General features: G+C 65.7%; 12 protein-coding genes. 5 read left to right on the forward strand and 7 right to left on the reverse strand.

The genetic code is table 11. The features are described 5' to 3' along the window. Positions 1–19 precede the first annotated feature (19 nt). The 3 genes from Pla108_RS08860 to Pla108_RS08870 form a co-directional block, all read right to left on the reverse strand. Complete coding sequence (locus Pla108_RS08860) at positions 20–787, reverse strand: class II aldolase/adducin family protein (RefSeq protein ID WP_197526413.1); 768 nt, start codon at positions 785–787, stop codon at positions 20–22. A 45-nt stretch (positions 788–832) separates the two neighbouring features. After that, entirely contained in the window at positions 833–2,434 is a 1,602-nt protein-coding gene (locus tag Pla108_RS08865; RefSeq protein WP_231934401.1) for a fucose isomerase, read from the reverse strand. 169 nt (positions 2,435–2,603) lie between these two features. Then, on the reverse strand, positions 2,604–4,184 hold the full coding sequence (locus Pla108_RS08870) for a glycoside hydrolase family 28 protein (protein WP_146444582.1): 1,581 nt from the start codon (positions 4,182–4,184) through the stop codon (positions 2,604–2,606). 26 nt (positions 4,185–4,210) lie between these two features. Between Pla108_RS08870 and Pla108_RS08875 the strand changes: the two genes are divergently transcribed. Then, positions 4,211–5,095, forward strand: coding sequence for a sugar phosphate isomerase/epimerase family protein (locus Pla108_RS08875; RefSeq protein WP_146444583.1), 885 nt, complete (start codon positions 4,211–4,213; stop codon positions 5,093–5,095). A 20-nt stretch (positions 5,096–5,115) separates the two neighbouring features. Here the strand turns inward: Pla108_RS08875 and Pla108_RS08880 are convergent, their stop codons facing one another. Genes Pla108_RS08880 through Pla108_RS08895 form a run of 4 tightly spaced genes read right to left on the reverse strand, consistent with a single transcriptional unit; the run spans position 5,116 to position 15,048 of the window. After that, complete coding sequence (locus tag Pla108_RS08880; RefSeq protein WP_197526414.1) at positions 5,116–8,430, reverse strand: glycoside hydrolase family 2 TIM barrel-domain containing protein; 3,315 nt, start codon at positions 8,428–8,430, stop codon at positions 5,116–5,118. A gap of 11 nt (positions 8,431–8,441) precedes the next feature. Next, entirely contained in the window at positions 8,442–10,847 is a 2,406-nt protein-coding gene (locus Pla108_RS08885) for a glycoside hydrolase family 95 protein (protein ID WP_146444584.1), read from the reverse strand. 2 nt (positions 10,848–10,849) lie between these two features. Then, positions 10,850–11,908, reverse strand: coding sequence for a glycosylase (locus Pla108_RS08890; protein ID WP_146444585.1), 1,059 nt, complete (start codon positions 11,906–11,908; stop codon positions 10,850–10,852). Further along, a complete protein-coding gene (locus Pla108_RS08895; protein WP_197526415.1) occupies positions 11,905–15,048 on the reverse strand; it encodes a glycosyl hydrolase in 3,144 nt (1,047 codons plus the stop codon). The genes Pla108_RS08890 and Pla108_RS08895 overlap by 4 nt, the downstream gene beginning before the upstream one ends. 188 nt (positions 15,049–15,236) lie before the next feature. Between Pla108_RS08895 and Pla108_RS08900 the strand changes: the two genes are divergently transcribed. The 4 genes from Pla108_RS08900 (at position 15,237) to Pla108_RS08915 (ending at position 24,617) form a co-directional block, all read left to right on the forward strand. Then, the gene (locus Pla108_RS08900) at positions 15,237–17,672 is read left to right on the forward strand and encodes a glycoside hydrolase family 2 TIM barrel-domain containing protein (protein ID WP_197526416.1); all 2,436 of its coding nucleotides are present in this window, start codon (positions 15,237–15,239) and stop codon (positions 17,670–17,672) included. 53 nt (positions 17,673–17,725) lie between these two features. After that, the gene (locus tag Pla108_RS08905) at positions 17,726–19,912 is read left to right on the forward strand and encodes a pectate lyase family protein (RefSeq protein ID WP_146444588.1); all 2,187 of its coding nucleotides are present in this window, start codon (positions 17,726–17,728) and stop codon (positions 19,910–19,912) included. A 465-nt stretch (positions 19,913–20,377) separates the two neighbouring features. Then, a complete protein-coding gene (locus Pla108_RS08910; protein WP_146444589.1) occupies positions 20,378–21,289 on the forward strand; it encodes a PEP-CTERM sorting domain-containing protein in 912 nt (303 codons plus the stop codon). Between the two features lie 238 nt (positions 21,290–21,527). Then, the gene (locus Pla108_RS08915) at positions 21,528–24,617 is read left to right on the forward strand and encodes a beta strand repeat-containing protein (RefSeq protein WP_197526417.1); all 3,090 of its coding nucleotides are present in this window, start codon (positions 21,528–21,530) and stop codon (positions 24,615–24,617) included.

Genomic DNA, 24,617 nt, shown 5'->3' on the forward strand with positions numbered 1-24,617 from the left:
TCGGTGGCGGCTAGGCCGGTCAGCCGTTGTCCATGACGCGTTGTCGGTGGTGCTCGTCGGGACGCGTATGGATGCGGTCGATATCGATCGCGTCCATCCCGTGCGGCCCGCCGAAAGCCGCTGTGCCGGCCAGGATCCGGGCCGCTTTGACGGCCATCTGGGTGATCGCCTTCACCTGGCGGGCCGACGACCCGAGCGCTACGAAGCCGTGATTGCGGAGGTAGATCGTCTTGGGCGCCTCGCCCCACTTATTGAGGTACTCCGCCAGTGACCGCAGCAGCTTCTTGCCCAGTTCCACGCCCGGGTCGACGTAGGGGACCTGTAGCGACCGTGGCCCGCAGACGACCACCTGGTCCGGAAACAGGCGGTGGCTGAGGGCTTGTTCGAAATCGTTGGAGCAGACGATCGCGTTGATCGCCACGGGGTGCCCGTGGCCAATGAACGAGACGCCTGGCAGCCCGAGGCAAATGGCGTGCAGCGGCGTTTCGACCGACGGCACGCCGGGGTGATTCAGATCGACCTTCGCCGCGGTGAGGCGCTCGCGGACCTCGGCGTCGGGGATCGAATCGGCCTCGACCATCTTGAGGATCTCCTGGCTGCGGACCTCCACGAAGCCGCCGGCCTCGATGGCGCCGAGTTCGCCGCCACTCGCCTTCACCAAGAAGGTTTCGTCGCTGAGCTTCGCCGAGGTGTTCCCCTCGCCGAGGATCGTGCAGTCACGCTCCGGCGCGCCGAGCCAGCGCGAGAGTTCGACGAGCTCGTTGAGGGTCTGATTGCGGTCGATCACGGTCACTCCTGATATACCGCGGCGGCGCGGTGAGTCGTTCTAAAATCAATTCCAACTAGCGCCGTCTTTTCGCGTTCCGCAGAGGGCGACCTCCATCCCCATCGCGGCGGCCATCGCCGCCTTGGCGAGGGCCGCCTTGTCCGCGTCTTCGGCCGAGTTAGCGTAGACGATCTGGATGTGGTTCGCCTTGTGGCGGGCCATCATCTGGTCACGCGACACGCCGTAGGTGACGGCGTGTTGGATCGGCCATTGCGGGGTCGTCTCGCGCCAGCGGCGTTCCGTCTCCTCGATCGGCAGGCTGATCGCCTCGGCGCGGCCAATATCCATTTTGAGGCGGTCGTCTTCGACGAAAACCCGTGACCAGACGATCTCGCCCGGCTTGCTGATTCCCTTGATCGTGCCGCCGCCGTTGGGGAAGTACATCGCCGGCTGGCGGACGCTGGTGACGCCGCCCCAGCCGCCGATGAGGTGCTCCGGGGGGACGCTGCCGCTGATCTCGAAGACCCAGACGAACTCGTCGGTCGTACCCGATTGGTCACGATCGCCCCAGCGGAGGTCGTGGAGCGTGTTCTCGACCGGTTGGCCCATCGCCTTGTGAAGCCGGTACGTCATCAGCCCGTCGAGCCCGGCGCACTCATCGACCTCGTTGAAGTGCGGGATCGGTTCACCCGCGTAAAGGACGCGTGAGCCGTCCCGGCTGGTGACCGGCGGTCGTTTGGCGTTGTTGAGGGTTCCTTCAACCAGGTCGCTGGCGGGCATCAGGTCCTTGAGGCCCTGCTGGTACTGGATGCCGATGCAGTCGCAGCCGAAGTCGTCGGCGATCCGCACCGCGGCGACATACATCTTGCACTGCAGGTGGACTTGGGCGTCGGTGAGGTGCTCTTCGTGGACCGGGCCCGTGTCAAACTTGGCGCCGTGGTCTTCCATCCAGCGGCGGACCGCGGCCGCCTCTTCATCGCTAACCTGCGTCGCCTCGTAGTATAGGGCCGACTGACTAAGGCGCTCTTTGAACACGCCGGTCGGGTTCAGTAGGTGGTCGGGAAGAATGGCGTTGAACATCCCCATGCACCCTTCGTCGAAGACGCCCATGATCGCCTTGTCGCGACGGAACTCGGCGGCAAGCGCCTCGCCCAACTCGCGTTCGGCGGCGGGCGCCATTTCGGCGGTGAACGGCGTGACGTGATCGACGGCATGGCTCACCTTACCGGTGGTCAGCCACTCCTGCAGTTTCGCGCGGAACTCGTCCGAGCCAAAGTCGTCCGCCCAGAGCGTCGAGTACGCGACGCCCGCCTTAGTGAGCGAGCCGTTGAGGTTCAGCATGCCGACCAGGCCGGGCCACGTGCCGGACCAGTTCGCGAGGGTGAGAATCGGGCCGCGGTGCGTCAAAAGGCCGTGGAGCAAATGGTGCGAGTACTGCCACACCGCCTCGGCGACGATGAGCGGGGCCTCGGGGTCGAGCGTCCGGAAGACCTCAAGGCCTTCGCGTTGCGAACCGATAAAGCCGTGCTTCTCGGCTTCCTTGTAGGGGTGGGCGCGCTCAACCGTCCAGCCGAGGCCGGTGACCGCCGCGCCGATCGACTGTTCCATCGCGTGCTGCGCAGCCCAACAGTTCTGGTTGGCGGTCAGGCGGAGATCGCCGTTCGCCATCAAGTAGACGTGATTGGCCGCTAGGCTTTGGGGCTTTGTGGCGATTGGTAGGGAGTAAGCCGACATCAGAGACCAGAAGTAAGAAAGTAAACGGCTTGCGGCAAGGCGAAGGCAAAGAATGCCCATCGTAACGAGTTTCGACGCCGCGGCGAGGCGGCCTTGGCGCCTTCTATTCCGACACGCCTTGCGCCGAAGAACGCTCAATCGACACGCCATCAATTTGGGGCGGCTCGCACGCGTCGCCACTTCTCTCGACGGATAACGCCTCCCCACCGGGAGAGTCAATCGTCGACGCAGCGATGCGGACGCCCCGGGTGTCAAGCAACCTCAGCGTTGGGTCCTGGGGTTGAAAGCGAGAGTCGCGAACTATTAAGCCATCGACATCCGCCAGGCTCATAAACCCCTTGCTGGCGATGTCGAGACGCTCCAAGACGACCTCGGTCGCCGGGCTCTCGGGTATGCCTTTGATCCTCACCGCCTCACCCCCCGCTTCGCCGACAAGGTCACGGAGGGTGACGCCGCGGTAGTGGGGGGTCGCCGCGTTGACGGCGCGTTTCGGCAGCCGCTCGCCGAGTTCGCCGACGTACAACGGCGAGCCGATCATGTCGAAGAAGACCGCGTGGCTCTTCGACCGCAGGCGGACCCGCTCCACCAGCAGATTGTCGCCGCCGCCGCCGCGGGGGCGGCGCGTCTTGAAGTAGGCGGCGTAGCTGACGCCATCGAAAAGGCAATCGTGGACCCAGACATTGCGGACGCCGCCGGCCGTCTCGCTGCCGGTCGTGAAGCCGCCGTACCCCGCTTCGGCAAAGCAATTGCGGACGACGACGTTCTCGGCGGGTCGGCCGACCCGCATGCCGTCTTCGTTGCGACCCGATTTGACCGCGTAGCAGTCGTCGCCCGTGTTGGTCGAGCAGTACTCAATCAGGACGTTGCGGCTGGAGTCGACATTGACGCCGTCGCCGTTGACGACGCCGAGGCTATCGACCGTCACGCCACGGATCACAACACGGTCGCAGTAGATCGGCACGAGATTCCACATCGGCCCATTGCGGAGCGTGACTCCTTCAACCAACACGTCGCGGCACGAAACCGGGCAGATGAAGTAGGGCCGGAAGTAGTGGCGTCCCTCCTGGCCATCAAAGACGCGGCTCTCGATCGGTGAGTCGGGGTCAACGATATCGTCCGAGAGACCCTTCCGCGCCTCGCGTACCGGCCCCTCATCGGGCCCGACAAGTGTTCCTTTGCCGGTGAGGCCGATCCGTTCTTGGTCATAGGCGTACACAAGCCCGCCAAGCCCCATCATCTCGAGTCCCTCGCAGCGAGTGAAGACCGGCGGCAGATAAGCTTCGATTTGACCTGAGAAACGCACCACCGCGTCCTCTTCGAGGTGCAATTCGACGCCACTCCGCAGCTCGAGGCGTCCTGTTGTCCACTCGCCGGGGGGCACGACGACGCGGCCCCCGCCTGCCGCCGCGAGGCGGTCAATCGCCGGCTGGATGGCGCCGTCTCGCGGCGGCGATTCCAGTGTCAGAGTCTTGTCGGCGAACACCGGCCGTATTAGTTCCGGCATCGCGAACGGCGCGTTGATCGGCTCGATCTGGGCCGGCATCGCGGCGGGGCCGACGTCGCCGCGTTCGAGATTCCATGCCCTTGCCGGCGCCGCGGCGGCGAGGAGGGCAAGCAGGCCCCCTATCCGGACAACGAGCGCTGAGGCGGGGTTCGATTCGCTTATTCTCACTTGAGGACTCATTCGATCTCTTATCCAACGGGGCTTTGATGCGACGTCGCGACTTTCTCCAATCGACGGCAGCCGGCTTGGCGGCGTTGGCGGTCCGTCCAACGCTCGCGGCGGTCCCGGTTGCACCGCGTTATCAAGTTGGCGTCTGCGATTGGATGATTCTGAAGCGGCAGAAACTGGGCGCCTTCGGCCTGGCCGAGGAGATCGGCGCCGACGGGGTCGAGGTCGATATGGGTTCGCTCGGCGGGCGCGACACCTTCGAGAACGCGTTGGCCGACCCGGCGGTGCGCGAGCGGTTCTTGCAAGAGTCGGCCGACCGCGGCGTCGCCATCTGTTCGCTCGCCATGTCGGGGTTCTACGCCCAGTCGTTCGCCGAACGGCCGACCGTACCGCGGATGGTCGGCGATTGCCTGACCACCATGAAAGCGATGGGGGTGCGGGTGGCGTTCTTGCCGCTGGGCGTGCTCGGCGACTTGGTGAAGCGCCCCGAGTTGCGGCCGGCTATCGTTGATCGCCTGAAGCGTTTTGGGCCCGAGGCCGAAGCGGCCGGATTGGTGATCGGTATTGAGACCGCCCTCGACGCGGCGGCTGAGGTCGAATTGCTCGACGAGGTCGGCTCGGCAGGCGTCCGCAGCTACTTTAACTTCGCCAACGCCTTGCAGGCCGGGCGCGACCTCCACCAAGAGCTGCGAACGCTCGGCGCCGACCGCATCTGCCAGATCCACGCCTCGGACGAAGACCGGGTGTGGCTGGAGAATAACGACCGGATCGACCTGCCCGCCGTCAAGCAGACGCTCGACGCCATGGATTGGTCGGGCTGGTTGGTGGTCGAACGCTCGCGCGACGCCAGCGACGCCCGCAACGTCCGGGGCAACTTTGGCGCAAACGTCGCGTACTTGAAGCGGGTTTTTCAGACGGGCTGATTCCGTTGGCAGATGGACGTTCATGGGGCGGGTCGCTCCCGCGCAACGACTCCAGGATCGTCTCCTGTCGCGAGTGGGCTGATCGTGAACCGCAACGTGACCGGCTCGGGAAGCACCGCGTACTTCGTGAGGACGCCCGGGCCGCAGCTGCTGTTGCCGAGCCCGCATTGGGCGGCGTCGATCGACAGGTACGTTTCGGCGCGCGGTCGGAGGTCGACCCAGCGTCGGGCAGTGGCCAGGTCGTTCGCGGTATAGGGCAACGCGGAGAACGCAAAAGGCTCGCCCTCCGCGCGGAAGACGACGCCGGCGCCCTGCTCGCTTTTCAACGCGATCCAGCGGACGTCCTGCCGAGACCCGGTCTCTTGGGGACGGGGGTAGGGGGTGGCTTGCGTCGCTAGGGCGCCGTTCCAGCGCCCCAAGTCGGCGGCGTCTTTACGATCGGGGTAGTTCTCGAAGGGGCCACGACCGAACCACTCGACCTCGGTCATGCCCGGCGCTATCGCCGCAATCAGGCCCAGGCGGGGTATTGGCGGCAGCTCACCCGACGGTTCGATTCGGTGTGTCGTTTCGATCGAACCGTCACCGCGCACCGTCCACTCTGATTTGACCGCGATGCGGCCACGCTGGGTGATGGCTTCCGCCGTGGTTTCGATGCGGACGACTCCAACGCGAACCCGAGCGACCGTGACCTCGCCAGGATCGAACCGGAGAGCGTCGATTCCGGCGTTGCGCCACTCCTTCGCGAGCCAAGACCCGAACCCACGGTCGTTGTCGGTGGGGGCCCGAAAGACTTGCAATTGGAAGCCGTCAGATAGCACTTCGCGCTGATCGTAGCGCAACGACGTAAGCGTGGCGGTCTGGCGACTGAAGGTCGCTTCGAAACGCTCATTACCGAGGACAACTTGCCTTGTGCCCTCGCTAACTTGGATCGACGGAACGGTCTTCCCGATGGAAGCCGGGCTCTCAGATTCCCCGGGGAGAGGGAACTGTGCCCACGCGACCTCGTGGCCCTGGGGGGCCCAATCGCATTGCGTTCGTAGTTGTAGCGCGACGCGCAGCCAGCGTTCTCCAGGGGCTTCACTGGCGGGGAGCTCCACCACCAGTCGCTCCACACCGCCCGGAAGCGTTGAGATCGACGCCGCTTCGCCGGACGCGACCGTGACGCCATCGGCTTGCAAGGTCCAGACGACCTCAAGGTCGGAGAGATCGGTGTGGCTGCGTCGATTCTTTACTCGCAGGGCCGCTTGCCAACGGTCGGTAGCCGTCTGTGAAACGCCCGCTAGCTCAATCGCTACCGGCTGGTACGCCTTTTTGACGGCGTGGTACTTGGCAGTCAGCGACCGGTCGGCCATGACAACACCATTCAGGCAGAAGGCGCCATGGTTGGGCGTGTCTCCGAACGCACCGCCGTAACCAAAGTACGGCTTTCCTTCCGCGGTCCCCGCGACGAGCGCCTGGTCGGCCCAGTCCCAGATGAAGCCGCCGAGCAGCCGGTCACGGGACCGCATCTCCGCGACATACTCGGGCAGATTTCCCATCGAGTTCCCCATGGCGTGGGCGAACTCGCTCGCTAAGACGGGACGGTTGTCGCCGATCGCGTCGAGGCGGTCCGCGATGTCGAGCAGCCGCTCCCAGCGGGCGTTCTCGGGCCGTTCGGCGGCGGCGGGGTCCTCGGGCAAGTCGGGGTGGAGGTACTCTTCGCTGACACGTGGGTAGAAGCGGCTGACGAAATCGACCAGCGCGGGATCGGGGTCGCCTTGAGCGCCCTCGTAGTGAACCGGCCGAGTGGGGTCGGCCTCGTGGACCCATGCGGCGCAGGCGGCAAAGTTTGGCCCCCAGCCCGACTCGTTGCCGAGCGACCAGCCGATCACCGACGGGTGGTTCGTGTCACGCTCGACAAGCCGGACGACCCGGTCAAGAAACGCGGCCGCCCAGGACGGCTCATGGGCCAGCTTGCCGCGGAGGCCGTGTGTTTCGAGGTCGGCCTCGTCGAGGACGTAAAGGCCCAGCCGATCGCACAGCTCGTACCAGCGTGGATCGTTGGGGTAGTGCGCCGTGCGGACCGCATTGATGTTGGCCCGCTTCATCAGCTCAAGGTCCTGACGCATCGACGCAAGCGACACCGTATGCCCCGTCACGGGGTCGTGTTCGTGGCGGTTCACGCCCCAGAGTTTTACAGGGCGCCCGTTAACGAGGAGTCGGCCGCCCCGCACTTCGAACTCACGAAAGCCAACGTCGCAGCCGACCGACTCGACGGCGTCGCCGTGTGGATCGACGAGCGACAGCACCAAGCGGTAGAGGTTGGGCGTCTCGGCCGTCCATTTGGTGGGGTTAGCGATTGGGGTGGCCAGCCACCCAAACGGGCCCGTACCGCGTTGCGGCGTCCGCTCGACCAGCACGCCCGCGTCCTGACGGCGATTGAGAATCGGTTCGGCGTCGTGCTCCAGCGGCGCGGCGAGCGCGGGCTTTCCGTCCTGGTGGAACAATTCGGCCCGCACGGTCCAGCCTGCGAGGGTCGCGTCGCCGATCGCGTCGAGTTGGACGTCGATCGCAAGCTCCGCGTCGCGGTAGTCGGCGTCGAGATTCGTCCGCACGGCGAAGTCGGCGATCCGCGCCGGGGGCGTCGCGTACAGGACCACCTCGCGGTGGATGCCGCTGAGCCGCCACATGTCTTGGTCTTCGAGATAGCTGCCGTCGGAATAGCGGTAGACTCGAACCGCAAGGCGATTCGCGCCGGGGCGGAGGCGGTCGGTAACCTCGAACTCGGCCGGCGAGCGGCTCCCCTGGCTGTAGCCGACCGGTTCGCCATTGAGCCAGACTTCGAAGGCGCCTTCGACGCCGGCGAAGTGGAGGAACATACGGCGGCCGTCCCACTCGGTGGGGAGGTCGAACGTGCGGAGGTAACTGCCGACAGGGTTGCGCTCTTTGGACACGGTCCAGTCAGAGGGCGGCTCGCTTGTCACCTGCGGCGGATCGATACGGAACGGGTAGCCCGAGCTTTTGTAGATCGGAGTGCCGTAGCCGTGCGTCTGCCAGTTGGACGGAACGGGGAGCGTCTTCCAGGCGCCGGCGTCAAACCCCGTTTGCCAAAAGTCCTGCGGCGCCGCGCTGGGGGCCGGCGCCCAAGCGAACTGCCAATCGCCGTCGAGCGACTTCACCCAAGGCGAAGCGGACCGGTCGCCGACGCGCGCGGCGGCGACCGAGTCGAACGGCCAGAACGTCGCCCGCGCGGCTAGGCGGTTGCGCTGCAGCACCTGCTCGTTCTCCCAATCGGGCGAGTCGGCACACAACGGCGCGGCGAGCAGCAGAACAGCGGCGGTGAGGATGCGCAGCATGCGTCGTTTGATTAATCCATCGGGACAGTCGTCGGCACGCCTAGCGGAAGCGCAACGGTAACAAGGCGATCGCCAATGCGGACGTTGGCGGCGGGCGCCCAATGGCTGGTAAGCGTCGCGGACTTCAACCGGCCCTCGGTCCAAGCAAGGTCCACCTCAACGCCGCCCCGCGCGCGGAGGCCCTTCACCTCGCCCTCACGCCACGAGGTCGGCAGCGCCGGCAACAGCGTGAGGCTCGTGGCCGATTCTCCGTCCGGCAGGTCGTACTTACTTTGCACAAGCATTTCGGCGACGGCGGCCGTTGCGCCGAAATTGCCGTCGATCTGGAATGGCGGGTGCGCCACCAGCAGGTTCGGGTAGACGCCGCCGGCCCAGCGTTCGTACTCGATTCCCTTCGCGTTGGTCGGGCGTAGCAGCCGTTGGAGTAGCCGCAACGTGTGGTCGCCGTCTCCCAACCGGGCCCAGAGGCACGCCTTGTAGGCGATGGCCCACCCGGTTCCGCCGTCGCCGCGTCCTTCGAGCGAGCGGCGCGCTGCCTCGGCGAAGTCGGGCGTCTCATAGCGGTCGATCTCGAAGCCCGGATAGAGGCCCCAAAGATGCGAAACGTGCCGGTGCGTCGGATCGGCCTCTTGCCGCTCGCGGAGCCACTCCATCACCCGGCCATCCGCGCCGATCTGTGTCGGTGCGAGTCGGTCCCGCTTGTCGGCGAGTTCCGCAACGAGGGGGTCGTCGTTGCCAAGCAGTTCGGCCGAGACGATCACCGCATCGAACAAGTAGCGGAGCAGCTGCTGGTCCATCGCCGGCCCCATCGCGGTGTGGACCGATTTGCCCTGATCGTCAAGAAAGGCGTTTTCGGGCGAATTCGATGGTGCCGTGACGAGCCAGCCGTGCTCGGGCTCTTCGATCAACATGTCGGCGTAGAACGCCGCCGACCCGCGGAGCATCGGGTAGATGCGGGCCAGGTACTGTTTGTCGCCCGTGAAGAGGTAGTGGTCCCAGACGCCCTGGCACATCCAAGCAGAGCAGGTGGGGGTCGAACCCCAGCTCGCCGACTCGCCGGGTGACGTGAATCCCCAAGGGTTCAGCAACAAGTGGGCGACCCAGCCCCGCGAGTCGTAGTACGCCTTGGCGGTCCGATGGCCCGGTTCGACGAGCGACTCGACCAAGGCGACGAACGGTTCGAAGAGGTCGCCCAACGCGCACGGGTCGGCGGGCCAGTAGTTCATCTGGATGTTGACGTTCGCATGCCAGTCGGCGTTCCACGGGGTGTCCAACTTCTCAGCCCAGATGCCCTGCAAGTTGGCGGGGAAACCGTCGGGACGCGACGAACCGATCAGCAGGTAACGCCCATAATCGAACAGCGTGGCGACTAGGTCGGCGTTGGCCGGCGTGACCGGGTCGAGTCGCTGGGCGAGCGGGGCGTCGCCAGTGGGCGCCGATCCGTCATCGACGCGGAGCGTGACACGTCCAAAGCGGGCCCGGTGCGCCGCGAGATGGCGGTCGAGGAGCTCTTGGTGCGTGCGGCCACGCGCTTTGGCGAGCTCGTCAGCCGCGGCGGTCCGGGCGTCGGCAATCCGGCGACTGGCGAACGACTGGATGTCGGTAGCGGACGTCACCAAGAGGACGACTTCATCGGCGTCACGAACAGTGAGCTTGTCGGCGATGACAGCGACTCGACCGTCGGACGCCACGGCGGCGAGTCGGGCCGCGTAGCGGACCCCTTGGTCACCGCCGCGGCCATCTTCAAGCTGCCCGTGCATCTCGAGCATGTCGGCGCCGTGGGCGACGACCGTCGCGCGCTCCGGCCGCTTCAGTTCGGCTGCGAGCGAGACCTTCCCGGGCTGGTCCGCGGTAAACCGGACGACGATCGCTTCGTCGGGCGCCGAGACGAACGTCTCGCGGCGGAAGCGGATGCCACCGATCTCGTATTCAACCGTCGCGACCGCTTCGGCGAGTTTGAGTTCACGGCCGTAGCCGTCTATCGCTTCTTCATCGTGACGTACGTGAATTCTCAAATCGCCGAGCGTCTGGTAGCAGCCGTAAGGGACGCTCTTGCCGTGGCCGAGGCCCGAGCCGGCGCCGGCGCAGGTGAAGGTACGATTGACTAAGGCCTCGGCCGCCCGGTTCTCGCCCGCCAGCAGCAGGCGGCGGATCTCGGGGAGCGAGTCCGACGCGTTAGGTCGGTCGGCGTCCTGCGGCGAGCCGGACCACATGCCCGACTCGTTGAGGACAATCCGTTCGTCCGCAACGCCGCCGAAAACCATCGCCCCTAGGCGCCCGTTGCCGAGGACGCACGACTCGGTGAAGCGTTCTGCCGGGGCGTCGAAGCGCAGGACGCGTCCCTCCTCGGCCTCGGCCGGGAGGACTGCCGCAAAAAAAGCGATGGCGAGCGCGCCCGCCATTCGATTGCTCAACATTCTCACTTAGCACTCAGCTCCTCGGAGGTCGCCAGCGCGATGGCGCGTACGCCTTCTCCGACCGAACAGTAAAAGTGGTAGACGACGCCATTATGCTTGATCATCCACGGCTTGTGGGCGAACGTCTCGTCGAACGCTTCGGTCGGCTCGATCAGGTGGGGGCCTTCCCACTTCGTCCAGTGCATCAAGTCACGCGACACGGCAAACGTGTCAAACGCCCGGGGCTTCCAGCCGGCGCCGAAGTAAGGCATCACCCAGAGATCGTCCATGCGGATCAACTGAGGGTCGCCCGAGATTCCCTTGCCGTTGTCGATGACGGGCCCTTCGCCGTCGCGCCGCCAGTGAACTAGGTCGTCCGACACGGCGACGCCGATCCGCTCGACCCAGCCCCCCTTCTGCTTGCCGTTGTAGAACATCACGAAGGGCGCCCCGAGCGATTCGGCCGGGTCGCGGAAGATATGGCTCTTGTAGAGGGTCGCCCGCTCAAAGTCGCGGGCGTCGTCGTCGCCCGGCCGCATGACGGGGTTCTCGACAAGACGGTTCCACTCGCCGGCGTGGGTCGGGTCTTCTGACCACGCCATGCCGATCGACAGCGGGTCGGTCTCGTACCCCTGCTTGTCGCCGCCGAAGTACGACATCCAGTACTTGCCGTCGTGCTGGGAGAGCTCGTAAGAGCCCCCCCAAGCCGGGTCCATCAAGGCGATGCTGCCGTCCGCCTGCCAGCGATCCCATCCCTCCTCGCGAAAGCCGAGCGTCGTCCCGACCACCTCCCAGTGGAGCAAGTCGTCGCTCACCGCGAGACGCGTCTCGTAGCCGACGAGCTCCTTAATGCTCACAAACACCATCCACCAGCGGCCGTTGTGTCGGAAGACATTGGGGCAATCGTAGTACTCGCCCTCTCCCGGCGTCAGGACGCGACCCACTTTGTGCGGCGTCTGCAATTCGTCGTAGACGCGTTGCATCGTGGCGTCGTCAATCACCGCCTCTTCCGCCAGCAGGCCTTCCGCCAACACGGGAGTCACGATCAACAGCGAGCAGGCAATGAAGAGAGATCGGATCATGGCTCGGGGGTTTCGATAAGGAGTCGCACGGGCCCAAACAGGCCCAGCGGAGCAGGGGCGCTCTTCGATAGCCTGACGGGCGCCGAGGTCCAGGTGACGCGTTCCGCCTCCGGCTTAGCGAGGTCGGCGACCAAGGCGTTCTTCCAAACACTGGGGGTGGTGACCGATAGTTCGTTGTCGCCGACACGGAGGGCGTCGGTCACGTCAACACGCCACGGCGCGGTCCATGCGACGCCGCAATCGACCCCGTTCAGGCGGACTGCCGCCAAGGCGCTAGCCCGTCCCACGTCGAGCCAAGCACGGCTCCCCTCGGGGGGAAGATCGCCCAGCCGAAAGTCGGTCGCATAGATCGCTTCACCGACGAAATCCGCGAAGTCGGGCGTCTCAGCCAGGTCACGAAGCGAGTCAATCGTCCGTGCGTCCCGTTTCGGCCCGACGAGCGCGTTGAGCGATAGCGACCAGCTGCCGTTGATTGGCTTTAACTCCGTTAGCGGCCCCGTGCGGTCGGCATTGGACTGCTGGCGGATGACAAACAGCAAGGATTGTCCCGCCGCAAAGTCGGCTAAGCATTCGGTTCGAGCGCCTGCCGAGTAAGCGATCCGTCGCCGAAGCCCCGTGTTGGGGTCCCAAACTTCCATCGCCGAGCCCGTCGCTCGGAACGAGAGACGCACCCCGCGGGATTCGTCCCGCTGGTTGGAAACGAAGTAGGCATCCCATCCGTCGCCCGCGCGATGTGTCCAGGCGAAGCCCTCGGCAGGCCCGCCCTGGTCATCGCTGGCCCGGAAGTCACGCGCGACGCCTCGGCTGGCGAGGTCGGGCTCGGTCCAAGCAGGGGCGCCCGCGTCTAGTACGAGCGCATATCGCTTGGTGACCGCCGAGCCGGCGTGGTTAGCGATCGAGTCGTACTTGTAGCCACGCAGCGGGTCAGTCCACGCCTCGGAGTCCGGGAGGTTGGCCGAGGCCCGCACGCCGGCCGGCATCTCGCGCTGGGGTTGCCCCTCGTTGGCGAGCCGCTGACGCTGGCGGTCGACAGCCTCTTTCCCCATCAGTCCCGGCGCCCGATCGACGAGCTTGTCCGGCGTTAGCGCCCGGCGGGGATAATCGTCGCCCGTCGAGACGGCGATATCGACGACCGGCTCGCCCGCCTGCAGCACCGCCTGACAGCGGGCCAGGTACTCGACCCAGCCCCGCGCGCCGGCGATCCACGGCTGGTCTCGCTGGAAGTAGAGTCCGACGCCGCCGAGCGTCTGGCCCGGCTTCCGGTCGAGCCAAGGATTGTGGGTCCAGACATGAAACACGAGGCGGTTCACGCCTTCGGCAAGGACGCGGTCCCCGAGCGGCTTGAGCGAGGCGGGCGTTTCGTCCCAGCCGATCCGCAGCTGGGTGAACGCCTCGGCCTGCACGACCTGTTTGCCGTAGCGATGGGCGGCGCTGATCGCGTCGCGGAGGTCGGTGGGTTTGTCGTGCGTCGGGCTGTTCAGCCAAAACTCCCCCATCGGGGCGTCGAGATAAGCGAAGTGCCGCATCCCGTCGCCCGGCATCGTCGGCGCGGTGCATTCGCCGGTAAATCGCAACCCTTCTTCATCGGCGATCTGACGGAGCCCGCCATAGAATCGCTCGGCGACTAAGTCAGCAATCGTTGCCCTGACGTTCCACAGGAACCGCTCCGAGGCGCCGGCCGACTCGATTGGTAAGCCCGCCATTGCTGGCAGCCAACGCTTGAGATCCTCGCCATGACGTTGGGCAAACTCGGCCGCGAAGTCGGGGGTCCAGTTCTGGGCGCCGCACTCCCAGCTATCGAGGTGGAGCGTCCCGAGCACGCGCCGCATCGCGGTGTCGCCAATCTCGTCGGCAATCTGGCGGCGGGCTTCACCAAACCAATGGTCGTACTGGAGGCGGACAGCCCGATCCGAGAGCTTGTCGCATTCGAGTCCGATGCCGCCTCCCGCCGTGGCGTTGCGTTTGCCGGTCGACGTGTGACCGAACCGCATCACCAGCCATTCCCCGGGCGGCGCGTCCCAGTTCAAACGGCCCGCGGCGTCGACATGACGAGAAACGTCAATGACTTTCGCGACCGGCGTGCAGAGGCGCTCGGGCGCCTGGGACGCCGTCGTTGGCGGGCTCTTTCGCCAGACCGAACCATTCTTGCCCCGGTGTTGATGGAGGCATGCCTCGCTCGACAAGACAATCGACTGCACCTTCAAAACCGCGGCCCACTTGGCGGAGTCGAGGTCCTCGCCGCCCGGCTCGCTGCCGACTGGCGTCCACGAGAACCGGAACGACCGGGCCGTTGTTTCCGACAGGGCGTGCGTCACGGGGCGGCCCTCGTCCTGCCAGCCGTGCCGCGGCGCGTCGAGCTGGGCGACCATTCGCCAGTCGACGCCATCGTCACTCGCTTCAATAAGCAGCCGCTGGCACTGGTAGTTCGACCCGTCGGGCGTCACCGTCACCGAGCGGGCGGTGAAGGGCTCGTCGAAGTCGTAGCGAATCCAGCACGGCCGATCCGAGCGGTAGCGCTTCGCATTGTCGGCGCGAGCGAGGCGATCGGCGTCGGGCTCGTTATCGCTGGTCGCGACCTTTGGCTTGCTCGTTGAGGTGTCGATCCCGTAGCCAGCGGGGCAGGGGAGGGCGAGCGTGGCGATGTCTCGGTAGTAGTCTTCGTGCGTCTCGGGCTGCGGCAAGTCGAGGCGCCGCCCCGCGCCGCCAGTGACCCGCGTTTGGCTCCAAACCAGCTGCTGCATCGACAACTCGGGGGTGACCCAAGGACCCCCGGCGGTCGCGAAGCCGTCGCACAGGTGCATACCGAGACGCAAACCAAGGCGGTCCGCCTCACGGGCCGCATGCCGCACCATCCGCCAGAAACGTGGCGACAACTGCGTCGCGGGCGGCTCGAACGCGGGCGGGTCGTCGGGGCCCTGGATCGGCATCAAGTAGGCGCCGCCGAGGCCCGCCTCGCGCATCGCTTCGAGATCCGCGGTGATCCCTTCGGCGCTGACGCGACCCTTGAGCCAGTACCAAAAGACCCACGGGCGGGCGTCCTCAGGCGGAGAATCGAAGCGGCGTTCGAGCTCGCTGATCGATTGCGCAGGGGTCGCGATACCGATCGCACTGGGAACGCAGGCAGCGAGTAGCGAAAGCAATCGAAGGGCTCGTGATCGATGGTTTCGCAAGCGGATGCCTTCGTGAGAACGCACGGTAGTAAACATTCCATCGTAACCCCTGCCGCGGAGCCGTTCGGAGAGGCGCCGTCCTGATACGGGCCCTGTTTTGCGTCGCCTGCTGGTTGCCGATAGGGGGCGTTGCTGTGTTGAATCAAGGCATGCGCAGCATGAGAGGGACACTCTTCGCGATCTCGATGACTCTCGCCGCGGTAGCGGTCGCGGACGATCGGCGCTTGATCGATGCCGATTGGCGTTTCCACCACGGCGACGCGCCCGGCGCGGAAGCGGTTGACTTCGACGACACTTCGTGGCGGGAGGTCGATCTGCCCCACGACGCGGGGATCGCGAAGGAGCCGGCGGCCGACGCCCCCTCCGGGGGGGCGGGCGGGTATCACGATAGCGGCGTCGTCTGGTACCGACGGACACTCCGCCTCGAAGCATCCAAAACGCGTCCCCACCCGCCCGGCGCCGTCCTCCGGCTTGAGTTTGATGGCGCCTACCAAGACACCCAGGTCTGGCTCAACGGCGAGCCGCTCGGGAAACACGTTTACGGCTATACGCCCTTCGACTTCGACATCACCGATCGGTTCCGTTTCAATAAGCCGAACGTTGTCGCTGTACGAGTCGATAACTCGGCGCAGCCCAATTGCCGTTGGTACAGCGGGACGGGACTGTATCGCCATGTTTGGCTACGGGTTGGAAGCCAGGTCGCCGTTGCGCCAGGCAGCCTCTGGACCCACACCGAGCGGCTCGACGCCGATGCCGCCACGCTCAAGGTGGCGTTCGATGTCCAAAATGTCGCCGGCGAGCCGGTCGATGTCGTGGCCCGCGTCGCGCTCCACGATCCGGACGGCGGCGTTGTTGCCGAGACCGAGCAACCCCTAGTGGCGTCGGCCGACGGCCCAAACAACGTCGCCGTTACGCTCGACGCTGCGTCACCCCGTCCGTGGTCGATCGAGACGCCAACCCTCTACGACCTGCGGGTGGAGCTCTTCTCCGTCAACCCCTATGGCGAGCGGCGGCTGATCGACGAGCAATCGCAGCGCTGCGGACTGCGGACGCTTGAGACGGATTTGAGCCGCGGGCTGCTGCTCAATGGCGAGCCCGTCAAGCTGTTTGGCGGGAATGTCCACCACGACCATGGGCCTTTGGGCGCCGCGTCGTTTGACGACGCCGAACGCCGGCGCGTGCGGCTCTTGAAGGCGGCCGGCTTCAACGCGATCCGCACGTCGCACAACCCGCCCGCCGAAGCCTTCCTCGACGCCTGTGATGAACTCGGCATGCTCGTCCTCGACGAGGCTTTTGACGGCTGGCGCAAGCACAAAACGCCCCACGACTACGGCAGCCACTTCGACGCCGACTGGCGTGACGACCTCGCCGCCTTCGTCCGTCGCGACCGGCGTCACCCGTCGGTCTTCGCCTGGAGCATCGGCAACGAGATGTTCGAGCGGGGCGATCCGGAGACGCCGTCTCTTGCCAAAGAGATGGCCGCCTTGGTCCGTTCGCTCAATCCCACCCGGCCGGTCATGCTCGGCGTCAACGGACTCGGCGAACGCCCCTACAGCGATCTCGATCCCCTGTTCGAGGCGGTCGACATCGCGGGCTACAACTACGAACCGCCGACGATGGCGGCCGACCATGCCCGCAAGCCGAGCCGTCTAATGATCGCGACCGAGTCGTACCCCGCCGCGGCGGTAGAGAGCTGGCGCGTGGTCACGAAGCACCCCCGCGTGCTCGGCGACTTCGTCTGGTCGGCGATCGACTACCTGGGCGAAGGGGGGCTCGGCCGCCCCTTCCTGCCGGGCGAGACCCCTAAAAAGCCGTGGGAAGCGGACCAATTCCCCTACCGGGGCGCCGTCTGCGGCGACCTCGACCTGTTGGGCCATCGCAAGCCCGTCTCGCACCACCGCAACATCGTCTGGGAGCGGGGCGAAACGCTGAGCATGGCGGTCGTCGACCCGGCGGCGCCCGCCTGGGGGCTCACCCCCTGGTCGATGGAGCCGGCCGCGTCGCATTGGAACTGGAACGTCGAGCCTGGCGCGCCGGTGCGCGTGCAGATCACCAGCCGCTGGCCGCGGGTCCGCTGCGAGCTGAACGGTCGTCTGATCGGCGAAGCAGCCACGGGCCCCGCCAACGACTTTGCCGCGGAACTCCAAGTCCCGTACGAACCGGGCGATCTGGTCACCATCGGCCTCGACGCCGAGGGCGTCGAACAAGAGACGGTTCGGCTCCGAACGGCCGGACCCGCCGATCGGCTGACCATGGTGGCCGATCGCAAGACGACCGACGCCGACAAGCAACGGCTTGTCTTTCTCGACATCGAGATCGTCGATGAGGAGGGCAAGCTACAGCCGTCAGACGACCGCGTCGTCCATATCGCCGTCGATGGTCCGGCCGTTCTGCAAGGCGTCGGCAGCGCCGATCTGACCAGTGGTGAAGCCTACTCGGGCGACTCTTTCACCACCTCGGCGGGGCGGGTGCAGGCCGTGGTGCGTAGCCAAGGCAAGCCCGGCGACGTTCAGGTGACGGCGTCGGCGGACGGTTTGGAATCGGCCGTCGTCAAGCTGACTTTTGGCCGACCGTCTCCGGCCGCCCCTCGCTGAATTGTTGGAATGACCACGGCGCCTGTCGGCGTCTCTCATCTAAGAAAACCCCTATGAAAATCGCTTTCTTTGCCGCCGCTTCCCTCTCCCTGCTCGTGGCCGATGCCCAAGCCGCGACGCCGCCGCGCTTCGACCTCAGCGCCGCCACCGGTCGTCGCGACGCCGAAACCCGCGGGTGGCCCGAGTGGGAGATCGGCTCGGAGGCCGAGGCAACGCGTACGGTCGGCGACGTGACCGTCACGCTCCGCGGCGTCGGCGCCCCGCTCGAGGGTTTTCTCCATAAGCCGCGGCTCGCCGACGGCGCGACGCTCGCCAGCGACGGCGTTCATTGTGCTGGCGACGCGATCGAGATCGTGCTTAGCGGGCTTCCGCCCGGCCGGCACAGCCTGGCGACTTTCCACAACCAACAAAGTGGCGAACCGGCGACCCAGCGACTAGCCGGACCCGGCTCGGCCGCTGAAGCGTCGCCATCGATTGACGCCGACGATGACGCCAAGATGCCCGCTGCCTACGTCGAGTTCAGCAGCACGGCGGGCCAGCCCGTCACGCTCCGCCTGACCGCGCCGGAGAGGTCGATCGTGCTGAACGCTATTGAGATCGATCGTCCCGATCCGGCTCTGCGAGCAGCCAAGCCGCAGCCGGCCGACGGCGAGGGTCACGTCGACGGCGAGTCGGGGCAGGTGACGCTCGCCTGGAGGCCGGTGGATGGCGCCAAGGCGTACCGCGTCTACCTAGCGAAGAGCCGCAATGCCGCCGACGCGGTGAGCCAGGCCGAGTCGGCCTCGTTCCAGGGTGACGGATTTCATGGAGAGAGGTCCGAGCCCACCGCGACGGTGTCGGTCGCTGCGAAAGACAGCCTGCAGCACTACGCATGGCGGGTCGATGCGGTGCTAGCGGGCGACGAAGTCATTCAAGGCGACGTCTGGACGTTCCGCGTCCGTCATCTCGCCTTTCCCGGCGCCGAGGGGTACGGCCGCTTCGCCCGGGGCGGCCGCGGCGGGCGCGTGCTGCACGTCACTAATCTCGACGACTCGGGTCCGGGGAGCCTCCGCGCCGCGGTTGAGGCCGACGGGCCACGGACCGTGGTCTTCGATGTCGCGGGCCGGATCGTGCTGGAAAGCCGGCTGATCATCCGTAACGACGCGCTCACGATTGCCGGTCAGACCGCCCCCGGTGAGGGCGTCTGCGTCTCGAACTACAACCTCGGGGCGCTGGGCGCCAACGACCTCGTCCTGCGGTATCTCCGCGTCCGACCCGGCGACACGTCGGGCAAGACGCTCGACGGGATGGGGCTAGCGAGCTGCGACAACGCCATCGTCGATCACTGCTCAATCAGCTGGACCCAAGACGAGTCCTTCAGCTCGCGCGGCGCCAAGAATATCACGCTACAGCGGACGCTGATCTCCGAAGCGCTGAATATTGCCGGCCACAAGAAGTACGCGAAAGGGAAGTCGCACGGCTTCGCCGCGAGCATCGGCGGCGACATCGGCAGCTTCCACCACAACCTGCTGGCGCACTGTGCGGGCCGCAACTGGAGCCTCGCCGGCGGAACCAACCAGGCGAATCGCCACGCCGGGCGTCTCGACCTACGGAACAACGTGGTCTTCAACTGGGAGCACCGCACCACCGATGGCGGCGCCAAGCAGGTGCAGTTCGTCAACAACTACTACAAGCCCGGCCCCGCGACCCGGGTGTTCCATGTCCTGAAGCCAGAACGGGAGTGGACACACGTCTTTGGTCCGCAAGATTACTACGCCGAGGGGAACGTCATGGAAGGGCGGTACGGCCCCGCCGACGACCGCTACGCCGGGGTCGTTGAGCCGAAAGGCGAGCCGTTGTCGACGTTCTTTTCCGACGAGCCGTTTTTCCCGTCGCACGTCTCCACCGAGTCGGCCGACGTCGCGTATGAGGATGTCCTGGCCGACGTCGGCTGCAACGTTCCGTCGCTCGACGCCCATGACCAGCGGGTCCTCCAAGAGGTCCGCACCGGGAAGACAACCTACAAGGGGAGCGTCAGCGGGTTGCCCGGACTGCCCGACTCACAGGAGGACGTCGGCGGCTGGGACGACTACCCCGAAGTCCACCGCTCGGCCGACTGGGACGCCGACGGCGATGGCTTGCCGGGCGAGTGGGAGTCCGCCCACGGGTTGGACCCCGCCGATCCGGGCGACGCCGCCACCGACCCGGATGGAGACGGCTACACCAACCTTGAGGACTATTTGAACCATATTGCGAACTGACGGAAGAATCGCTGGGTGGTCGCCTCGGCACCCGCTCGGTCCACGCCATGGGTGGCGGACGTGAGCGAAGCACGGCTCGGAGGTTGGCTCTCAGCCGGTTTCCACCGGGTTGCTCACGCCAGCATCCGCCGGGAGTGCTAGCGGGCCTGATTCGAGACACCGCGGCGGGATTCCTCGTCCGAAGCGCGATCCAGCTCGTCGCATCTGCTTGCTGGCGAAGCATTTAGGGCGCGAGCACGCTGTCTTAAAATAGGGCTGTCAAACCGCGCAGAATCGAGACCGTGCCAGTTAGAGTGGGGGGTGTTCCGGTGAGTTTTCCGGATCAAGCAAGCGAGTGGCTCCTTCGAACTCGGAGCGGTCTGCACTAGACTGGCTCTGCCGGATCGTGCGAGTCGCTCCTCGCAGTACGGCGGTCTTGTCACCATAAAGTCCTGTTCACGTCTTTCTTTTTTGCGGAGTGACCTCATGAGTTGCACACGTTTGTTCTCCCTCCTCTTCGCGGGAGCGCTCTGCGCCACCGCCACGGCCGCCCCGGTTTGGGTGCCGACCAACTACGGCAACGGCGCCGACGCCGAAGTCCGTGAGTCAGCTTTCGATCAGAACCGCGGCAGTAGCACCGAGATCGCCTCGCGCATTAAGAATGCCGCCCCCGCCGGTGACGGCGCCGACGGTAGCGACCGCAACAGCCTGATCTACGTTAAGATCGATCTTACCGACCACATCATGCCGGACGACGGCAAGACAGCGTTCCGGATGACCTACCGGAACAGCAACCTCAACTCGTCGCGCGTCGCCGACTACATCACTCCGAACTCGAACTTCCGCACCGGGCTCGCTTTCTACGGCCTCGACACCACCCTGACGTGGGACGAGAGCACGATTACGTACGCCAACGCCCCCGGAATCGACTTCCCCGGCGACGCGAACATCGGAACCCGTGACCTCAACTCGAGCCTGACGTTCCTCGGGACCCAGACGTTCGAGCCGATGGGCACGCAGAACCACCTCCCGATCGGTGGCGCGTTGACCTTCGCTAGCGCCAACCTCGACACCTACGTCTCGAACGCGATCGCGGGTGGCGCGACCGAAGTCACGATCGTCGCCCACACGCTGCACGATGGCAGCCCGTTCTTCGCCCAGTTCAATAACTGGATCAACTTCAACTACCTGTTCAATCCGAAGGAACAGGTGACTCTCAACGGCGACAGCTACGACGCCGGCGACGGCAACGGCAACATCGGCAACCTCTTCGGCACCGACAACAGCACCGGGGCGTTCTCGCCGTCGCTGCTGTTGGTCCAGGTTCCTGAGCCGACGACCGCCGTTCTGAGCCTCGTTGCGTTGGCCGGTTTTGCCGGCGCCCGTCGCCGCAGCTAGTCCACCGGTATTTCGACGGACTCACGCTCTGATAATCGCCCGGGGCCCCCACTTTGCTGAAGTGGGGGCCCCGGTTTTTTTGCGCCCGACGACTTGTCTTGAAATGAGCCCGCCAAGACCCGTCGAGGAATCGCCGGCGTGGATAGAATTAATGGCATAGGGACGTTCTCTGCAAGACGTTCTCAGCGGAGTCCCCTTCTCACAAAGCTCTTCGAGCATGCAATCAGGCAAACCCCCCATGAATCAGCGCCGACTTCTGTTCGTCTTTGCGGTAATCGGTGGATGTCTGGCGACCGCGGCGGCGCCGGCACAGATCCTCGAGTCCGACTGGAACGCCGCGTTGACCGGCGCGCAGTCTTGGCAGGTCAACGCCAACTGGAGCACGCCGGCATTCCCGGATGATCCGGGGCGGGTCGATTCAAACATGGTGGTAATTTCCGACGTGGTTGGGGCCAACCTCTCGGTCGCCCTGGGCGGCAATCTCAACCTAGATGTCGGCGCTACCGACGTGACAGTCGCGGGCCTGCGCCTCGGCGGAACCGCCGGCGCCGTGACGACGACGGTTTCGGCGCAACCGGGTGGGCGGCTGGTCTTTGAGAATAATGAAAGTAACGACAACACCGACCCAGACAATGTCATCCCGGCCTACAACTTCGGCCGCCCGCTCATCGTTAGTGATGGCGTTCCCGGATCGACGAACATCATCTCGGCGCCCATCTACTTCACGGAGCCTGTCGATGTCGGCTCATACGGTGATCGAACCACCAAGAACGACTTGCTGATCAGCGGACCAATCACCTTTGGCGGCACGGAAGCTGGCGCTAGCCTCAACATGGAGGCGGCCGGCCGCACGCTGACGCTCACGAGCGATATGGTGGTCGATGACGTCTTCACCGCGGCAGAAAGCAATCCGATCGACTTCGCTTTCAACTCGAGCACTGAATCGAAGGGAACCCTATTACTCGAAGGCGTCATCTCGGGGACGGGCAGTCTCCAAATTGGCCCGCGTCCCGGTTCTTCGTCGAGCAGTTCGGCGGTTATCAGTCGAGCCAACACCTTTACTGGCGGCTTCCGTCAAGGAAAGGTGACCCTCACAGTCGCAAATGACGCTGCCTTCGGAACCGGGACGGTCAGGCAGATCACCGCAACGAATTCGCTTGGCACCAACCTCGTATCTGACAACGACAATCGCGTGATCGCCAACAACATGCAGTTGGCACAGTATGTGACGATTAAGGGCGAGCACAGCCTGACTTGGGCGGGCGATGTAGCCCAGACGAACGCACGGGGTTGGATCAACCTCTTGCCGGAGGGCAAAACGTTCTTCCTCACCGGCACCCAGTACGCCGACGATCAGACCCCGCCCGATACGGGCGCCATCCCCGGCAGCGACACGCAGTACTTCTTTGACGGCTCGGGCAAAACGGTTGTCACCGGTGCGCTCCGTGACCACGCCGACGGCGAAGCGGTGCAGCGTTCGTTCGGCAAGCGGGGCACCGGCGCCGTCTATCTTCAGGGGAGTGTCCAGGGGACGCCGAATCTCAGCTCGTACAGCGGCTTTACGTATATCCAGGGGGGGAATCTCCACCTCGCGGGCGTAGCCGAGCTTGGGCAGACGATCGCGCTGAAGTCGACCGGCGGAGCCATCGGCCTTGATAACGGCACGGTTACCGGTCCGGACAGCGCTTCCTTCCTGCAACGCTTCAACAGCCGAGCGCAAGCGCCGTTGACGCTGCAAGGCGACCTGAAGCGGACCGACGACTTCGCCTCCGGTGGCTTGATGCTTACGGCGTCGGAGTCGGCGACCAACCTCAACTTCACCACCGGCAACCTCGCCAACGCGGCCGACATGTCGGTCGCCGCTCCCGAGCAGGGCATGACTTACACCGGGACAATCACCCCCGCCAACGCGACGTATCGTCTCGGCGGCGGCGCCGGCGTGATCACCCTGCCGAACGCGAATCAGCTGACCGGGGCGAACTCTCTGGTCGTGATGAACGGCCACGACTTTGAAGATCGTCAAGGTCTCGGCGGCGTGCGGATCACGGCGACGAATAACTACACCGGCGGCACCCGCATCCAAGGCCGGTCGATGAACACCAACCAAGACGCCGCTGCGGTGGATGGCGGCGTGCCAGCGGGTGGGCAGTACAACGGCAGCACCTTGACCGTGACCTCGCTCGCGAATGGTGGCGTGGCGAGCGGCATCGGGTCATCTAGCAGTGCTGCGGCCAACCTGCACCTGCAGGGAGGCACGCTCCGGTACGAAGGCGCCGCGACGACGACCGACCGCCTCTTCACAATCGGCACCCGCGGCGCCACCCTCGACGCATCGGGATCGGGGGCGCTCGTCTTCAGCAACGCTGGGGCATTAACGATCGACACCGCCGAGGCGAGGTCGGGCGTGACAAGCGGCCCCGCCTTCGGCTTCGAAACGGGGACCACGCCTGCGAGTACATCCGTTGCCTACAACATTGCCGATACGAGCGATCTCGTCCCCGGTATGCAGATCGCTGGCAACTTTTTGACGGAGAGTGCGAGCGACGACGACATGACGATCACGATCACGGGGATCCAGAGTCCGACGCGTGTCCAGTTCAGCGATCCCCTCGGGCCGTTCGTCAACTTCGGCGCCACGCCCTCGACATTGACGTTTATCGACGTCGCACGGACGTTCACGCTGACCGGCAGCAACACCGGCAACAACGTGCTCAAGCCGATCATCGCCGACTCGCCGACCAACGTCGTTAACCTCGACAAGACCGGCGCCGGCAAGTGGATCCTCCAGGGGGCCAACACCTACACCGGTGATACAACGATCGAGAGCGGCGTGCTGAGCATCACCAACTCGTTCCTCGCCGACGCGGCCGACGTTTCGATCGACGCGGGCGCAATCTTCGACCTGAGCTTTGCTGGCACCGACACGATCGGGGCTCTGTTTCTCGACGGCGCGTCGAAGCCGATGGGGACCTACGGCGCCATCGGTTCGGGGGCTCAGTTCGAGACCTCGTTCCTCACCGGCACCGGCTTGCTCGGCGTGACCGCCGTTGTCGATAGCCTCGTTACGGGCGACTACAACAACGACGGGATCGTCAACGCGGCGGACTACACCGTCTGGCGTGACAATGAAGGCGCCGCCGCCGGCACGCTGCCGAACGACTTGACCGGCGGCACGATCGGCCCCGCGCAGTACACGCAGTGGAAGGACAACTACGGCTCGACGACCCCGGCCGCGGCCGCTCTCAGCGCTGCGGTTCCTGAGCCGACCGCCCTGCTACTGGCGACCCTCACGGCCTTGGCGGCGTCTTGCCGCCGTCGGGGGGCTTGA

Origin of the sequence: Botrimarina colliarenosi, assembly GCF_007859955.1 — a bacterium.
Taxonomy (GTDB): Bacteria; Planctomycetota; Planctomycetia; order Pirellulales; family Lacipirellulaceae; genus Botrimarina; species Botrimarina colliarenosi.

Coding starts and splice junctions, on each gene's coding strand:
- Pla108_RS08865 (WP_231934401.1), bottom strand. CDS start 2,434: ATGGCGAACGGCGATCTCCGCCTGACCGCCAACCAGAACTGTTGGGCT.
- Pla108_RS08870 (WP_146444582.1), bottom strand. CDS start 4,184: ATGAGTCCTCAAGTGAGAATAAGCGAATCGAACCCCGCCTCAGCGCTC.
- Pla108_RS08875 (WP_146444583.1), top strand. CDS start 4,211: ATGCGACGTCGCGACTTTCTCCAATCGACGGCAGCCGGCTTGGCGGCG.
- Pla108_RS08880 (WP_197526414.1), bottom strand. CDS start 8,430: ATGCTGCGCATCCTCACCGCCGCTGTTCTGCTGCTCGCCGCGCCGTTG.
- Pla108_RS08885 (WP_146444584.1), bottom strand. CDS start 10,847: ATGTTGAGCAATCGAATGGCGGGCGCGCTCGCCATCGCTTTTTTTGCG.
- Pla108_RS08890 (WP_146444585.1), bottom strand. CDS start 11,908: ATGATCCGATCTCTCTTCATTGCCTGCTCGCTGTTGATCGTGACTCCC.
- Pla108_RS08900 (WP_197526416.1), top strand. CDS start 15,237: ATGAGAGGGACACTCTTCGCGATCTCGATGACTCTCGCCGCGGTAGCG.
- Pla108_RS08905 (WP_146444588.1), top strand. CDS start 17,726: ATGAAAATCGCTTTCTTTGCCGCCGCTTCCCTCTCCCTGCTCGTGGCC.
- Pla108_RS08910 (WP_146444589.1), top strand. CDS start 20,378: ATGAGTTGCACACGTTTGTTCTCCCTCCTCTTCGCGGGAGCGCTCTGC.
- Pla108_RS08915 (WP_197526417.1), top strand. CDS start 21,528: ATGAATCAGCGCCGACTTCTGTTCGTCTTTGCGGTAATCGGTGGATGT.